This is a genomic window from Arthrobacter rhamnosi (assembly GCF_054510855.1).
In genome coordinates this window covers 1-15658 of record NZ_JBTNDT010000003.1, presented here as the reverse complement: position 1 = coordinate 15658, position 15658 = coordinate 1, and the positions used below count along the sequence as shown (strand labels likewise).

Annotated in this window: 18 protein-coding genes, 1 pseudogene and 1 riboswitch; of the genes and pseudogenes, 15 read left to right on the top strand and 4 right to left on the bottom strand. The window is 63.0% G+C overall.

The features are described 5' to 3' along the window. The first annotated feature begins 179 nt into the window (after positions 1-179). The 3 genes from ACX80I_RS06730 to ACX80I_RS06720 all read left to right on the top strand — a co-directional run bounded on the left by ACX80I_RS06730 (position 180) and on the right by ACX80I_RS06720 (position 3589). Complete coding sequence (locus tag ACX80I_RS06730; protein WP_459344361.1) at positions 180-1310, top strand: hypothetical protein; 1131 nt, start codon at positions 180-182, stop codon at positions 1308-1310. A 77-nt stretch (positions 1311-1387) separates the two neighbouring features. Then, complete coding sequence (locus tag ACX80I_RS06725; RefSeq protein ID WP_459344360.1) at positions 1388-3136, top strand: hypothetical protein; 1749 nt, start codon at positions 1388-1390, stop codon at positions 3134-3136. A 174-nt stretch (positions 3137-3310) separates the two neighbouring features. Next, positions 3311-3589 carry a hypothetical protein gene (locus ACX80I_RS06720; RefSeq protein ID WP_459344359.1) on the top strand — a complete coding sequence of 93 codons (279 nt, stop codon included), beginning with the start codon at positions 3311-3313 and terminating at the stop codon, positions 3587-3589. Positions 3590-4056: 467 nt separating this feature from the next. Here the strand turns inward: ACX80I_RS06720 and ACX80I_RS06715 are convergent, their stop codons facing one another. Both ACX80I_RS06715 and ACX80I_RS06710 read right to left on the bottom strand, forming a co-directional pair. Continuing rightward, positions 4057-4305, bottom strand: a complete 249-nt coding sequence (locus ACX80I_RS06715; RefSeq protein WP_459344358.1) for a hypothetical protein — start codon at positions 4303-4305, stop codon at positions 4057-4059. Then, positions 4302-4961: an ECF RNA polymerase sigma factor SigK gene (locus ACX80I_RS06710; protein WP_459344357.1), complete on the bottom strand. Its 660-nt coding sequence runs from the start codon at positions 4959-4961 to the stop codon at positions 4302-4304. The genes ACX80I_RS06715 and ACX80I_RS06710 overlap by 4 nt, the downstream gene beginning before the upstream one ends. Before the next feature lie 652 nt (positions 4962-5613). Here ACX80I_RS06710 and ACX80I_RS06705 point away from each other — a divergent pair. Further along, positions 5614-6078: a DUF7793 family protein gene (locus tag ACX80I_RS06705; RefSeq protein WP_459344356.1), complete on the top strand. Its 465-nt coding sequence runs from the start codon at positions 5614-5616 to the stop codon at positions 6076-6078. 297 nt (positions 6079-6375) lie between these two features. Next, entirely contained in the window at positions 6376-7095 is a 720-nt protein-coding gene (locus tag ACX80I_RS06700) for a Pr6Pr family membrane protein (RefSeq protein WP_459344355.1), read from the top strand. Positions 7096-7195: 100 nt separating this feature from the next. On the opposite strand, the gene ACX80I_RS06695 is transcribed toward ACX80I_RS06700, so the two are convergent. Then, entirely contained in the window at positions 7196-7462 is a 267-nt protein-coding gene (locus ACX80I_RS06695; RefSeq protein ID WP_459344354.1) for a hypothetical protein, read from the bottom strand. A gap of 305 nt (positions 7463-7767) precedes the next feature. On the opposite strand from ACX80I_RS06695, the gene ACX80I_RS06690 reads away from it, so the two are divergent. Continuing rightward, positions 7768-8181 carry a DUF7793 family protein gene (locus ACX80I_RS06690; RefSeq protein WP_459344353.1) on the top strand — a complete coding sequence of 138 codons (414 nt, stop codon included), beginning with the start codon at positions 7768-7770 and terminating at the stop codon, positions 8179-8181. A gap of 504 nt (positions 8182-8685) precedes the next feature. On the opposite strand, the gene ACX80I_RS06685 is transcribed toward ACX80I_RS06690, so the two are convergent. Next, positions 8686-9600, bottom strand: coding sequence for a DUF7793 family protein (locus ACX80I_RS06685; protein WP_459344352.1), 915 nt, complete (start codon positions 9598-9600; stop codon positions 8686-8688). A 158-nt stretch (positions 9601-9758) separates the two neighbouring features. Continuing rightward, a riboswitch (TPP riboswitch) is annotated at positions 9759-9867 on the top strand. Between the two features lie 581 nt (positions 9868-10448). Here ACX80I_RS06685 and ACX80I_RS06680 point away from each other — a divergent pair. From ACX80I_RS06680 to ACX80I_RS06640, 9 genes and pseudogenes are all read left to right on the top strand, one after another. Beyond that, positions 10449-10850 carry a VOC family protein gene (locus ACX80I_RS06680; protein ID WP_459313284.1) on the top strand — a complete coding sequence of 134 codons (402 nt, stop codon included), beginning with the start codon at positions 10449-10451 and terminating at the stop codon, positions 10848-10850. Further along, positions 10847-11326, top strand: a complete 480-nt coding sequence (locus ACX80I_RS06675) for a mycothiol transferase (RefSeq protein WP_459344351.1) — start codon at positions 10847-10849, stop codon at positions 11324-11326. The genes ACX80I_RS06680 and ACX80I_RS06675 overlap by 4 nt, the downstream gene beginning before the upstream one ends. Positions 11327-11400: 74 nt before the next feature. Further along, positions 11401-11757, top strand: a complete 357-nt coding sequence (locus tag ACX80I_RS06670; protein ID WP_459344350.1) for a YciI family protein — start codon at positions 11401-11403, stop codon at positions 11755-11757. 321 nt (positions 11758-12078) lie between these two features. Beyond that, positions 12079-12264 (top strand): hypothetical protein, encoded by a 186-nt coding sequence (locus tag ACX80I_RS06665; protein WP_459344349.1) that lies wholly within the window; start codon positions 12079-12081, stop codon positions 12262-12264. Between the two features lie 397 nt (positions 12265-12661). Next, positions 12662-13300 (top strand): hypothetical protein, encoded by a 639-nt coding sequence (locus ACX80I_RS06660; RefSeq protein WP_459344348.1) that lies wholly within the window; start codon positions 12662-12664, stop codon positions 13298-13300. A 1-nt stretch (position 13301) separates the two neighbouring features. After that, a complete protein-coding gene (locus ACX80I_RS06655) occupies positions 13302-13598 on the top strand; it encodes a transcriptional regulator (RefSeq protein ID WP_459344347.1) in 297 nt (98 codons plus the stop codon). A gap of 29 nt (positions 13599-13627) precedes the next feature. Continuing rightward, complete coding sequence (locus tag ACX80I_RS06650; protein WP_459344346.1) at positions 13628-14041, top strand: ATP-binding cassette domain-containing protein; 414 nt, start codon at positions 13628-13630, stop codon at positions 14039-14041. 244 nt (positions 14042-14285) lie between these two features. Then, a complete protein-coding gene (locus ACX80I_RS06645) occupies positions 14286-15044 on the top strand; it encodes a TPM domain-containing protein (RefSeq protein WP_459344345.1) in 759 nt (252 codons plus the stop codon). Between the two features lie 409 nt (positions 15045-15453). Beyond that, positions 15454-15658 (top strand): annotated as a pseudogene (locus ACX80I_RS06640) (hypothetical protein); the annotation flags it as partial.

The window sequence follows — 15658 nt, the reverse complement described above, 5'->3', positions numbered from 1 at the left end:
AAGCCACCGGCGGATGGGTCCCATATCCATTTCCTGACCCAACGACAGGATGCGAATCGATAGTCGATCTACGGATCGCTCTTTACATCCGTGCTCGAGCCGGATTATGGTTGCCCCAGGTCTCAGCCTGGGGGGGTGTAGTGATGAAGATGCCAATGCATCGGTCTCTCGCCACTTCCGTGCGCCTTTCCTTCATCGCCGGTGCCGGCGCCCTCGGCTGGATGGCGCTGGGCGCGACAGGCGCCTCAGCGGCGGAAACGCCCCGTGAGGCCGGTCTTCTCGATTCGGCAGCGGGCATCGTCAGCTCAGTGAGCGCACCCACGGTGTCCGCGGTGGGGGCCGTCGCCGATCCGCTTCCGGCCGCGATCATCCCCGCCTCGTCGGCGTCCGTCGCGCCCCGGTCCCTCCAGCTCCCCGTCGTTCCCGACCTGGTGGCCCAAGTCCCCGAGCTCGTTGCCCAGCCGGCCGGGACGGTCCTCGTCCCGGTGACCTCCGCGGTCGACGGGCTGGTCGCGCAAGTGCCGATCGTCCGGTCCATCATGCCCGACGGGACCGTCACAGGAGTGACCGCGCCGGTCATCGGCGTCGTCGATGGAGCCGCAGGTGTCGTCACGGCGCCTGTCCTCGAGGTCGTAGCACCCGTGACGGACGTCGTCGATCCCGTGGTCGACGCCGTCCTCCCGCTTCCGGAACTCGTCGCTCCGGTGACGGACGTCGTCGGCCCCGTGACCAACCCGATGGTCGACGTCGCCCTCCCGCTTCCGGAGATCATCGCTCCGGAAATCGCAGCTCCCATGACTGTGCCGGTTCCGGCGCCCGTCGTCGACGGCGCTCCCGGCGTCACGGTGGCGCCTGCCGCTCCCATGGCCGGGGATGCCGTCGAGCCCGCAGTGCGGACCGGTGCCTCCGATTCCTCTGACTCCTCCGATGCCGCCCCCGGCGCCGTTCCCGCCCAAGAGGTCCCTCTGGCGCCCTCGCTCAGCGGCGCGTCCGGGGCCGGCCGTGGTCCTGGTGTCGTGACAGGCACGCTCCTGTCAGCGCCTGCTGACTCCTTCTTCGACGCCTTCACGCCGCCCGCTGCGGCACTCGCGCACCTCGCGCCCGAAGCGCCGGAACTCCCCGCTGCGCCCTTCGCGTCCTCGTCGTCGGCCCTCGCGTCCATGACCAGTGGCGGTGCCGCAGCGCCGCTCACCGCACTCGGCGGAGCGGCCCTCGTCCTCTTCGTCCCCCTCATGGACCAGGCCGCCCGCGCAGCGGCGGCAGGTCTTCCGGCAGCTCCCAGCTTCGACCCCGGCTCGTCTCCTGATTAGTGGTGGCCCCGCCGCGCGGCTGACGGCTTCCGGTGCCTCGGGCACCTCCACACCACTTTGATCCACAGGAGAACATCATGCGTACATGCATTCAGCGAGGGCTCTACGGGGTCCTTCTAGCCGGGGGCGTCGTGGCCCTCGGAGCAGGATCGGCATCAGCGGCAAGCCTGTCGGCGACGTCCGATCTCGAGCTCGATTCGAATCTCGGAACGATCATCACCACACCCCTGGAATCCGGTACCACGAGCAGCTCGATCATCCAGCAAACCATGGGCTCGCTCGACGGCGGGCTGCTCAACGGCGGTTTGGTCAACGAAAATGTGATCTCGCCCGAGGCCGTGGTGCCGGTGAATGTGTCCGGGAACTCGGTGTCAGTAATCGGGGACTCGTCCTCCACCAGCGGGTCCGGGGCGAACGGCTCGACCGGCTCGACCGGCGGGACGGCTCCCGCTCCGGCTCCCGCACCCGCACAGGGCGGACTCCTTGACGGCGGTTTGGTCAACGAAAATGTGATCTCACCCGAGGCCGTGGTGCCGGTCAATGTATCCGGGAACTCGGTGTCGGTAATCGGCGACTCGTCCTCGACCGGCGGGTCCGGGGCGACCGGCTCAACCGGCGGCACGACTAACGGCGCGGCTCCTACGCCGGCTCCCATGCCGGCTCCCGTACCCGCCCAGGGCGGACTCCTTGACGGCGGTTTGGTCAACGAAAATGTGATCTCGCCCGAGGCCGTGGTGCCGGTGAATGTGTCCGGGAACTCGGTGTCGGTAATCGGCGACTCGTCCTCGACCGGCGGGTCCGGGGCGACCGGCTCGACCGGCGGGACGGCTCCCGCTCCGGCTCCTGCATCTGCATCTGCATCTGCATCTGCATCTGCTCAGGACGGGCTGCTCAACGGCGGTCTGGTCAACGGAAATGTCGTCTCGCCCGAGATCGTCGTCCCGGTCAATGTCGGCTGCAACAGCGTCGCCCTCATCGGTGACAGTGCTTCGGATTGCACCACCGGTTCGACCGGCGGCACGACCGGTGGCAGCACCGGTGGCACGACCGACGGCGGCATCCTGGACAACAATGTCGTCTCGCCCGAGGCCGTGGTGCCGGTGAATATATCCGGGAACTCGGTGTCGGTGATCGGCGATTCGTCCTCCTCCGGCGGGTCCGGGGCGACCGGCAGCACGACCGGTGGCAGCACCGGTGGCACGACCGACAGCGGCATCCTGGACGGCGGACTGCTCGACGGCGGCATCCTCGACAACAACGTGATCGCGCCCGAGATCGTCGTCCCGGTCAATGTCGGCTGCAACGGCGTCGTCCTCATTGGTGACAACAGCACCGACTGCGGATCAGGCGCCGAGGCACCCACCAACCCCTCGACCCCGACCAACCCCACGACCCCGACCCCGACCCCGACCCCGACCCCGACCGATCCTGATGCTCCCACGACCGGAGACGACGGAGGCACCGACGGTCCTGCGGACGGAAACGACGGCGACGGTTCGGCCGACGGTGGCACCAACACCGGTGGCACCAACACCGGTGGCACCAACAACAGCACGAACGATGGCGGTTCGATCAGCACGCCGGATGTCACGGGCGCCGAGCTCGTCTCGGTCACCGGTCCCGCTACCGCACCGGGCACGCTCTCCGTGGCGAGCAGTGGCGTGAAGATCACCACAGCTGCCGATGCAGCAGCGACGACCGCGGCACCGAAGGCCCTGGCCTCCACGGGGTTCGCTGAGCAGCAGATCCTGCTCCTGGGCTCGCTCCTGCTCCTCGCCGGCGTGGGCGGCCTACTGGCCGCACGTCGTCAGGGAGCGCGTGCCTAGCACGGGCTGACCCGACACGAGAGAGGGCGGGCCCCCGCAGTACACACTGCGGAGGCCCGTCCTTCGGCGTGCCGCGAGGGGTCAGGCTGCGTCGTTCCTCAGTCCAGTATTCCTACGCTGGAAGGGCATGAGGGGAACAGGGTAGAGAGCAGGTTGATGCAGCAGGAGGACGAGATGAGCGACGCCGACTATGACAAGGACCAGTACGCCGCGACCCTGGATTCAATGCAGCGTGCGAACATCACCGCAGGCGAGTTGTGGCTGTATTACATCAGCATGGGCGGCAGCACGGACGAATTCGAAATCAACGCCTACCTGCACGGGATGATGCGCCTACCGGCCATCGACCGGGACATGCTCTCCCAATCCGTTAACGAGTTGTACGACGACATCTGCAGAAGCCCCCGGGCACCCTTCAGCACGGACCTCGAATCCCAAGAGCGCAACCGCTAACACGCCAGGTCACTTATCGCGCAGCAGGCCCGGCGGGGTCAAAAGTGTCTTGTCCTCTAGAACACCAGAACGGCAGGGCCGCCCGCCAGGACCTCTGATAGTCGCACGGTGGTATTCGTCCGCGTCAGCAGCGTCGCGTCGGGTAGTTCATCACCTACAGCGACGACACCGGTAGGGTGCCAGCGGACCGCAGGTCAGCCTGCTCACGCGCAAAGGTGTCAGCCAGCACCGGCCCGATCTGTGCCTCGGAGCCCGGGTTGAACTCCAAGATCTGCGACTTAATGCTGCTGCGAGGCATGATGATTTTTCCTATGAAGGACTAGCAGTCCAACTAGCCCGAATACAACCCTGCTCCCGAGACTAGAGGCACCCCGACCGAACGATCACCGATCGCGTCATACACAGAAACATCCGGAAACTTACCAACGGATTTCACCAGCCGCCCTGAATACACTCCTGGTAATGCGCTACCGGGAGAAGTGCTGGGCGAGGTGGCTCAACGCTGCGGTGGTGATGATGATGGACAGCGCGACCGCGGCCAGCATGACGTATAGGCCGCTGAGCATCATCATCGGTGATGACGCGTCGTGTAGGTAGCCGATCCCGCCGAGCAGACCGACGATCCAGAACATCCCTACCGCGAATAGGGCAGCCAGCGACGGGACCACGGCGCGGTGATCACTCAACCAGTGCGCGATCGTACCTAACCCGGTCATGCCGGGTCCTGCAGGCAGGAGCTGAGGCGTTTGATGCCGTCCCGGATACGGGTCTTCGCCGTCGGAACAGGAATGCCCAGATGCTCGGCGACCTGGGTGTACGTCATGCCGGCGTAGTACGCGAGCTGGATCGCTTCACGCTGCACGACGGTGAGGGTACTCAGGCACGCTGTGACAGCTTCGGTCTCGGACCGCTGCACGACGATGTCAGCTACCTCGTCGTAGTCCACGGTCTGGTTCTTGATGCCCCAGCGCAGATCCCTGACGCGGTGGGATTCTTCGGCGCGGACTTTATCCACTGCGCGGCGATGCGCGAGAGTCATGATCCACGACATGCCCGAGCCCCGGATGGGATCGAAACGGGCTGCATCGTCCGACCAGAGGGCCAGGAACACATCCTGCGTCGTTTCGGCGCTCATCTCCGCGTCCACCAGAACCTTGCGTACAAGCCCGTATACACGGCGCGAGGTGCGCTCGTACAGTTCATCGAACGCCTGCACGTCGCCGTCAGCTACACGAAGCAGCAAGGACCCCACTTCACACACCGGCCCGCCAGAGCCAGTGCCGGCAGGCGCCTTGAACGCAGATATGGAAGAAACGTGTGTGGAAGAGGTACGGGCAGGACGGGAAACGATGGGCAGTTGTGCAGTAAGCATAGGACTGAGACCTTCTAGGACCCCCGCGTAGAACCCGACAGCCACGATATGCCGCGACGCGCCCACCGGATTGCTAAATGATCTAAGCAAATCAAACCACACGCGTCTCAGCTGCAACAGGATGGTGATCGAACGTGGAGGGCTGTCCGATAGACGGTGCGCCAGGGTCTGGTGGCGTGCATTTGTGAAGGGTTCTCTCAAACGGTCCGCGGAAGTAATCACGAACCCTTGCAGGGCGGGCTTTCACGATTGCTGGATGCCGCTCACCCCACTCCGCGGCGAACGCCGTAACCGGGTTCTTTGCCGCCGCCTCACTCGGAGCCGTAGAAACACGCGAGTCCCCGATTACCGCCATCGCGGCCTACAGCGCACAGCACGAAGCCATCGACGCTGCCAAGCGTGCACTCGCCCGCCATACCACCCAAGTCCTGAACCCTCGCACAGGCATCCAAGCAAACCTGTACCGCACCTTCATTGTCTTGGGCGAAGCTTGTCACTCATGGAGCCCAGCAGGACTTGTGCGCCAACTCACAGCGATCCCGACACCCGCCAGCACCGAACCTTCCCCTGGACCAATATCGAGCGGATTCTGCCTGCCCAGGAAGAGCAGGTCAGCACGTACTAGTTGAGGGATGATCGAAAGAGTTTTGGGATGCCAGTTGAGGAGCATGTAGCTGACCGGGTGCCTAGCTGGGTGCCTGACTGGGGGTTCGACGTGAGACGAGAGACGGTTGCCGCCGCTGGCGGTAAGGCCAGAATCATCCGGATTGCTCCCCGTCTTCTGCAACTAACTTGGGACAAGGGAACGATTGTCGGGGCAACCGATGCTCAGGACGTCCTCAACCGCAGCGCCACACTCGTAGGGAACGTCCCTTATGCCGTCATGGTCAATTTGCATGACATCAGCGGCATCAGCGTCGCCGCTCGCGATGCTTTCAGGACTGATGAGCGGATCACGGCCTGCGCCATGATCGGATCCAGTCCAATGGATCAGGTGCTGGCTGCCTTCTCCTCCCGGGCAATTCATCCGACGCGGTTCCTGTCTTCGGAATTGAAAGCAGTGCACTGGCTTGCCTCCCACCTCAGTGCGCATCAAACCCGTATCACCTGCCCGTAAACCTGGTTCCCCCCGTCATGACAGGCACGAACAAGGCTTCATGACAGCGCGTCGACTTCAAGGAGACTGGTGAGAGAAGTCCGGCCGAACCCGCCCCAACGAGTGCCAAGGGTCTGCACGACAGGTCATCAGCCAGGGGCATGGTGCAGGGGTTACGGTGGGGCACGATCCGTCCCGCCGCAGGCGTTGAAAGCTGGCGGCGCAGATGGCGGTGCTGTGAGGTCCTGCACTTCACGCGACGCTCGTGGTAGATACCTAGGAGACATTCATCGTCGGAGGGTTCAGTATGCGCAGCCGATGCCGTCGACGCGACGAGCAGTTCAGCAGGGAGATCGCTCAGTGATAGTCCCAAGAACACACACCAACATATTCCAGGGGTCCACCATCGTGGCGGTCTTGCGTCCTCTCATCCGTCTGATTGCGGTCTTGGCCGTCGGGACCGCTGTTGTCGCAACGTTCCTTGATACTGCGTCGAGGACACCCATCAACCCGTTGAACTTTTTCGGGTTCTTCACCATGCAGAGCAACATCATGACCGCGGTCGTCCTCCTCCTCGCCGTGACCCTCGAACTGGGGAAGCGGTCGAATCCGGGGTGGTTGGTCCCGGTGCGGGCGGCGACGACGACGTACATGGTCGTCGTGGGCGTCGTCTATAACCTGCTGCTAGCAGGTCTGGCCGGCGGGGTCGACCTGGCCTGGGCGAACTGGGTCCTGCACGTCGCGTTCCCGGTGTACGCGTTCCTTGACTGGCTCCTGAATTCCGATCGCCACCGCCTGCCGTTCACGAGAATCGGCCTGATACTTGTTTACCCGCTCACCTGGTGCGCGGTCGTCCTCGTCCGTGGAGCCACCGACGGATGGGTCCCATACCCGTTCCTCGACCCGGCGACCGGGTACGGGTCGGTAGCTCTCTACGTCGTCCTCATCGCTGTTGCGTTCACTATTTTCGGGGCCCTGATCATTGCCATCAGCCGACTCCGCTTGCCATGGACGAACCGCACATCCCACACCAGTTAGCTGCACTGCCGGAGGTTGGTTGAGATGGGGCGCGTGGGAAGTTCACCGGCGGGAGCACGAAGACGGAGTGTGGAGCGTAACGGCACGGACTGCTCCTACGCTAGGCCCGCGATGCTTCCTGAGGTGGTGTCGCCATACTGCGCACATGGGTAAGGATCGGCCGTAACTCGCTCTGGCGCACCTCACGCAGCGAGGTGATGGAACGACCAACACACCATTCGATTACTGTCAGCCGCTCGTGCGGGGTGATGACGCGCGCGTTGTAAAGTGCCTGCTGCAGCATGAGGATCTGGCGCTCACGCAGCGGGCTATCAGCAGAAAGAACAGACAAAGAGTGCACGGGATGCAGTGCGGTAATCGCGTTCATGGTCCGAGCCTAGGCTCGGCACCACAACGGCCACGAGCAGACCGGCGTGCCCCACATGAAAGCTGCGTGAATACTGCTCCTAAGGACCCTGTTCCAGGCTCACCTTTAGGGTCATCCGGTTGTGCCGCACCGCCTGATTCCACTGAACAAGACGATCCCCAGGTAACTCTCATGAAGAGCACCGCCCTCAGCTACGCAGTAGATGCTACTCACAGTCAGCGCTCCGAACCTGACCGGACCCTCACCCTAGGGGGAAGCGCGTGTCGACGTAGCAGCTGTTCAGTTAATTGGTGTGAACTTGACCGATGACCCCGCCGACGACCAGACACAACATACCGGCACCAACGGCCGCCCACGCGGAAACGTTCACCATAGGGGTAGAAGACGGGATTATCCGGGTCTGGTGGACCGAGGGAGTAACTGTTGATGATGACACCGCCGCCCGTCTGGTCGACCATGTCAGCAGAATTCAACCCCAGCATTCACTACCGATGCTTGTGCGACTCAATGGAATGAAATCGTTGTCGCGGTGCGCGATGCAAACTTTCGCCCGTGACCTGGACGTGTCGGCCATGGCCCTCTTGGGCCCCTCGGCTGTCGACCACGCTATCGCCGAGTTCTTCATCCAGGTACACAGGCCCGACTACCTCGTACGACACTTCACCGACCCCCTTGCAGCTCGTCTTTGGCTCACGGACGCAACGTACACCAGCACGTAGCAGCACGTAGCAGCAGAACCGGGACCACACCCCTTAGTGCGCAGGAACAGCCATGACGGACCGGGCACCGTGATCGCCAGTGATCCAGGAACGGGCGTGGAGAAGTTCAACCATCCGTGATGAAACCAGTTCCGGCATGCAGCGCGGATTTCGCTGCAAGACGTCGCATCGTCCTAGCTGGATCCGTTCACACCCTCCTGGGCGGCTGTGACACCGAACCCCACGTCGACGCCAAGCCCTACGCCGTCATGAACTTCTTCAAGGTAGAACTTTGGCGCAGCAACAATCTTGCGAACGAGCCTCCTGGGATGCCGAATCATTTGTCACTTTTCTGTGCAGCACACCCTATTTTGGTATATCCGCGTCGATACTTTGGCCCGGGACGCGCAGTTGCAGCTCGACCGTATTGATCATCGCTGGCGTGCATACGTGACGTATTCGCTGATGTGACCTCTGGGAGTAGGGCCGCGGTTGCAGCAACCCTGATCGGTGCCGGGCCCCGTCCTACCTGGGCCCTTGGCGAAAGCAGTTATTCAGCCATTCCTGTGCATCATGGGCTGTCGCGAAGTGTTTGGTGGGGTAGGGCGGGTGGTGCTGCTGTTTGTAGTAGGCGGTGATGATCGGATCCCCAGGTTCGGCTCCGACTATGGCCAGGGCCGCGATGTCCAGCCTCGTCGCCAGGGAATGCAGTGCTTCCTCGGTGAGTGGGACCAGGTGGTTGAGGCGGATGAGCATCGGCGGGCAGACGGTCGGGCTGAGTTGATTGAGTCGGCCCTCTAACGCTGCCGCGACGGCATTGGTGACGTCGGTGCCGGTTTTGAACTCGATCCACAGCACTTCGCCCCGCATCTTGGCTGCGAAGGGGTCTGCTATGCCGGAGAGACTGTCCGGGTCCGCGCCGGGGTTTGTTTCCGCCAGCAGCCAGGCAATCGCGTCGGATTCCTTGGTGAAGTACCGGCTGGGTGTGGCGGACCTGTAATTGAACGCGGTGAGCACCCTGCTGACCTCATCGACACCGACGATGGCGGTTCGGGTGGAACACGTGTCTTCGATGAGCAGCTGCTTGGCTCCCGGGGTGATCCGCTCGACCAACCCGATATGCACGAGCAAGGGCCGCTTACCCCCGGGAGACGCAGCAGTGACAGCCGCAATCGTCGAGTGGATATCCTCGGCCTGCATCATCACCCCGGCCGCCCACCGCAATCGCAGGAAATCCCCGTCATCGCTCAGCGTGTAGCGAGGCAAAGACACGTCATCAGAATCCGTCATGGTACTCCCCCAGTCCACGCCGACGCTCGGCGTCATGCCGTTTGACGCATAATCGCGCATGATCACCGAATTCTGGGCGCCGCTCGTGATGGAGGACGTAACAGTGCAGCCAGGGGCGTCTTTATCGTTGCCCCTCTCGGGGCGGTCCACGCTCTGACAGTGGAATCCCATACCGCTATTCGAGGGTCGGTTTTTGTATCTCAAGTTCTAAAGACGTCTTCAACGGTCGCGCTAAAGGCCGAGGTGCAGCGATAGCAGCTGCGTGGAAGGATGGTCTAAGAAATCTTCGGGCTTGTCCAGTGTTTGGAGACCACCCGCACGGGAGCCCGCGCTACGGGCTGAGAAGAAGCTAAAGCGGCTTCGACCGTTGAACCTGCACCGGGTAATGCCGGCGAAGGAAGTGACATTGATGTTTAACAACAGTTCAGCAACTGCGCCCCGCTCAGCTATGCCGTTTGGTGCCCGGCGAGAGCTACTACGCCGCTGGCTGTCAGCGGGTGTGTGGTCGCGTTCCTCGGAGACGCCGCCTTCGGTGCGACATATTCGGTGCTTGAACCTTCCGCATCGGATGGATGCCGGGCCGTCGCCCGGGAGAGTTCATTTCTCATGTCAGGTGGAGGCCAGGTCTACTCGGTGCACCCAATGGGTGTGGGCTGGCGTTCAGGGTCGTGGACGGCCGACGACGGAATCCGCCCAATCGACAACGAACAGTACGAGTTGTCCTGGGGTCTGTGAGGTGGAGCACTACTGGTGCATGGAGACGGTCATAATCCTGTTTACCCGAGCTTGCACGAAGTCGCCTGTGACTAGACGCGGTACTGTGCCCGGATCCCCCATCGGCTCGACGGGAATCTTTCCGATCCGCGCCGCACCGACCCGTATTGCGACTCACATGCGCGGGCGATATCGAGGTTCGATGGGTTTGCTGTCGCAGGACCGTCTAAAAGGTAGTGGAGGGCCGTTCGGTCTGCTTCGCAGAATCAATGTCAGGAGTAATCATGGCTGCACCCCTCGTTTACGTCAGCTTTCCTGGAACCGCGAGGCAGGCACTCGGGTTCTATGCCGATGTTTTCGGAGGCGAGCTGTCCCTGGACTCCTACGAGGATCACGGCCGGACCGACGGCCCACCAGAGGCTGTCGCCCATGGGGTCCTCAGTGGTGTTGTCTCCCTCGCGGGTTCTGACACGCCGGAGGGAGAGCCCTCGGTGCGGTGCGAGGGCCTGTTGCTCTCCCTGCTGGGCACAGCTGAGCCGGCAGTGCTGCATGAGTGGTTCGACAAGCTCAGTGTCGGCGGAACGGCGATAGATCCCCTGATCCAACGACCGTGGGACGGCGCGGACGGTCAGGTCACCGATCGGCACGGGCTCCGGTGGCTGATCGGCTACGAGTCCAAGGCGTGAGCGACGCCCAGCTGCTCGCCCACCTGACGGCCGCACGAGAACATGTACTGGACGCCGTCGAAGGGCTCACAGAACAGCAGATGAGCGTACCGCTCGTTCCGTCGGGGTGGACCATGACGGGCTTGCTGAACCACCTCGCGTTCGACGACGAGATGTTCTGGATCTCAGCCGTCCTCGGCGCGAACCCTGCCGCCATTGAAGCCCTCCATGATGGGTGGCACTCCACATTCATGACCGGCGCGGACGCCGTCCGTATCTACCGGGAACAGATCACCAGTAGCGATGACGTTCTCGCCGGCCTGGACCTGGATGCACCTCCCCGCTGGTGGCCGGCCGCTGCCCAGTTCGGGCACCCGCCCATGGCAGACGGGCGCGAGGTCGTGTTTCGTGTCCTCGCGGAAACCTCCGTCCACGCCGGCCACCTCGACATCGTGCGTGAACTCATCGACGGACACCAGAACCTTGTCGTGAACTAGCCGACGCACACACCCACACTTGCAGTTGCAGTTGCAGTTGCAGTTGCTCAAGAACCCCACCGAAAGGCCACCCGATGCCGTCCTTCGCCGTCCTCATCTACGCCGATGAGTCCCTCCACGCTCTGGAAGCCGCTGACGCCGACCTCGAGGAGAACGACCAGCACGCACGCGACCTCCAAGACTCAGGCTCGATGTCCCTCGCCTACGCCCTCACACCCAGAGCCAGCGCCGTCTCCATCCGACGCGACAGCACAACTGCGGGACCGTTTAGTGAGGCGGATCAGTTCGTCGCGGGCTTCTACGTCATCGAAGCACCCGATCTCGACGCCGCGATCGCCATCGCCCGCCTGAACCCGGCCGTCCGCACCATCACCGGCGGCGTCGAAGTTCGCCCCGTCCACAGCGGAGGAATCACCACCAAGATCCCGTAGAGCGGCCCATAGGCAAAAGATCCCCCGAGTGGTTGGGAGTACAGGTGATACCCAAGCCCACGGGGTTGTGCGAAACCGGGTAACAGAACTCGTTCCATTCGCTCACCGCCGATGGGCGACGATCAACAAACCCGTCCTCTACCGGCTACCCGAAGAACGCCCCATCATCGGCTGACCATCCCGCTCTCGCCTGCGACCTCCCGAAAGTTTGCGCACCCGGAGGAACCCGACCAGAACGATAGTGAAGCGACGGCGATGTGATTTGGGGATACTTTGGGCAGTTCCCGGGCGTACCCCAAGTACGCCGCTAGACTCGCGGGCATGGATAAGGGTACAGATGAGCAGGCACATGCAAGGAGTGCTCCTCGCGTGAAGGTGCAGAACGGTGCGACATACACGGTGACCAAACGGTCACGCCCTGGTCGTGGCCAACGGCCCTATTTTTGGCTCGGTGATAACGGCCAAGAGGTCGACCTGACCGAGAAGGAAATTGCCGAGCTTCTCTGACACGTGAACTAGGCTCACCGCCCGCTGAAGGATCCTTACCGGCTCACCTTCGCCCAAACCCCGGCCTAACGACCGCAATCACTTCAGTGAGAGTAGAAGCTGTTCCGCAAGACCTGATTCCCGGTAGCCTTCTCTCATCCGGGAGCAGCGAAACTGACTGACCGTTCTTTCCCTCGTCTCGAAAGCCTGGAGCTTCTCCAGACACCCGCGCAGGTCGACTGCCGAGTGTTCGCCCCCGTCACCCCAAGCCTCAGCCTGTCTTACAAACTTGTCTCACCATGTTTCGTCTCAGAAGTACTCGCGTCGGGGGCGTTGCTGGCGCGATGACGGACGTAGCTCTTGTGCAGAGCTGGTTTGCAGTGCAAACTAGTTTGTACTACTAGTTGAGGAGCCTCGCATGGACACGACACCTGATCGCACGTCTCAACCCTTTGATCTGCAGTCCGCGCTGAATGTGGTGCGGGATGCTGAAGCCCAAGCACGTCGGCAACTTAGCCCGGATGAAGTCGTGCTGTATCTCGTGTGGGGACTCGCCTGGCTGCTGGGGTACGGGGCCTTGCACGGCTCCCGCTTCGGTTGGCTGCCCATCGACCGCGGGCCCGCCTTGCTCGTGTTGGGGCTGTGCATCCTCGCAGGGGCGCTCGTGACACTGATCATGGCGGCACGTCAGAGTCATGGCATCAGGGGGCACTCCTCCTTCATTGGCGCCATGTATGGCTCTGCCTGGGCGCTGGGCTTCCTGGTCCTGGGCATATTGTCCGGGCTAATTGCCGACGCCATCGGTGACTACTGGCTCGTGGGCCTGGTCATCAACTCGATCGCCGTGCTGATCGTCGGACTTCTCTACATCACCGGTGGTACGACCTTCAACGATCGGACCCAGGCCATCTTGGGCATCTGGTTCCTCGTGGTGGACGTCATCGCGATCATCAGCGGACCAGAGCACTTCGTCACCGTCTTCTTTGTCTTCGGTTCGGGTGGATTCCTTGTCGGCGCCGTCCTCGAGTACGTACGACGCCGCAGGCAGGTGCGCTGACATGGCGGAACTCGACCCCGTCATCCACGCGGAGTCCCGCCTGCGTGCAATTGCCACCCTCAACGAGGTGGGAGAACGCGACCGGATCGCATTCACGAAGCTGCAGAAGATTCTGGGCATGACCGCAGGGAATCTGTCCACGCACCTGCGCAAGCTGGAGGACGCGGGCTATGCCGAACTCACAAAGGTGATCGAGGGACGCTCCCCCGCTACCTATGTCTCCATCACCCCGGCGGGCCGGGCAGCCTACAACGCCTACCGCACGGCCCTTCGCCGCCTGCTCGACGGCGACGCCTAGAACACCTCGGGCGCGGACAGGGATCTCATGTGCGCCACCGGTCCCACTCAACACCACCGGTCATCTTGGCTACAGCATGCAACGTGACCAAGCCATCCGATAGGGTCAAGGCCCTCGACGGGGTTTCCCTCGACATCGTCGCTGGTGAAGCAGTCGGACTCGCCGGCCCGAAGGGTGCCGGCAAGTCCACGCTGATCAGCCTGCTCACCGCGTTGCGGCACCCCGATGCGGGACCCACACAGCTACTCGGGCGTAGCCCTCTCGGATCCCCTTCAAGTCTGCGGCTCGGGACCACGCTGCCGGCCACGTCCGACCATTTACGTTGCGGGTGCGCGAAGCAGTCGAGTTCGTGGCCGCTCGTTATCCCGACCCGTCGTGATGGCTTTCCTCCTCTCCATGGACTTCCACCGCTGGTGACACCGACCGGTGCAACAGGGCGGTGATTCACCTGAAGTACGGCAAGGCTGTCTCGTCCTTCCGGCGGATGCCGACCGTGCTGGGAGCTGGAACGATGGAACGGGCAGGACGTACGACGGTCGGGGGCGCGCGATGACGACAGGAAGATCAGCGAGAAAACACGGGTGGGGCACCATCGGGGCGATGGTGCTGCTGCTGCTTTTGTGTCTATCCGGCTGCGGGGATTCCTCGGGATCGACGGTTTCGCCTGCACCGCCGGCGGAAGGGAATGTGCTGGACGCCGCCGATGTGCTCGACAATCAGCAGGAACGGCAACTGAACGCGCTCATCGATGAGCGGAACGCCGGCACAAACACGGCCAGGATCGCCGTGTTGACAATCAAGAATGCCGACGGATCCCTCGAGGACTTCGCCCGAAACGTCGCAGGTGAATGGGGGGTCGGTGACAAGGGCGACGACAACGGCGTGCTCGTGGTCGCGGATACTGCCGAGCGGGAACTGCGCATTGAGACCGCCGACGGCGTGAGAGACGCGTTCTCCGATGATGAAGCGGAAGACGTGCTCGAGGACGTCCTTGAACCGGCGTTCGCCGAGGAACGCTACGCAGAAGGACTCCTGGAGGCGGTCGATCAGATCTACCTGTACGCCGACGGACAGGAGCCGTCCGAGGAAGCGTTCAACTGGCTGCTCCTTGCTGGTGTTCTCGCAACGTTGGCCGTGGCCGTCGGGTTGATCGTTGGGTCCCTCGCACGGGACAGGCGCCGGCGTGGGCGCATGGCCGACGAGGAAATTCGGGCGGCAGAGGAAAAGAACCCGGACCTCCGCCTCACGGAGGAGCAGCGCGAGGCCTACCGGAAGTACCGGTACCACCACCGCAAGGACGACGCCGTTACCAACCCGTCCCTCTGGCTACCCCTCTATATATCCAACCCGGCCCTCTACTCCGGCAGTAGCAGCGGGACAGCGTCCGGTTCTTCATTCAACGGAGGCGGGAGCTTCAGCGGCGGCGGGGCTTCAGGAAGCTACTAGCCCTGAAACGACTCTCGACCTGAATCCTCCGCGCCCGTCCGCGCACGTCAGGTCACCTCTCCAAGTCACCGCTGCGGTCCTTCCTCCCGGCCAGACAGTCCGAACCGGACGCGGAGAAAAAACTTTCGTGCTGACCGCGGAGCATCCATTCTCCAGGGCATCCAGGGGCCCAAAGGGAATCGCGCCGACACTCACACGATGTCACGGATCACTGCCAACCCGGGAACGGGGGCAATCCACACCATATGGACCCAGCCGCTACTGCGACCAAACCGGCACGTGTCGTCATCCTGACGGGTAACCGCCTTGACTGCACACCTAGGCGGGCACCTGGACGAGGGCACTCGCGAGGATCACGGCAGGACATCGGATGCAGTGGTTCATGGACCAGCGACGGTAGGTTGGGGTCGTGGTCTCAAACCTTGCGCGCCTGGTCATGGCGCTTGTTGTGCTGTCCCTCACCGCGTGCAATATCAATCCCAGGGCTGTTCCCTGTGATCCCATCGACGGCCGGAACCTCGCTCCGGAAGCTGGCACGCTGATGGGCGTGAACCTGGAGTGGGGCCGGGAGACCCTCGCCGAGTACTCTGACAAGCTCGGTCAACGCCCCGCTG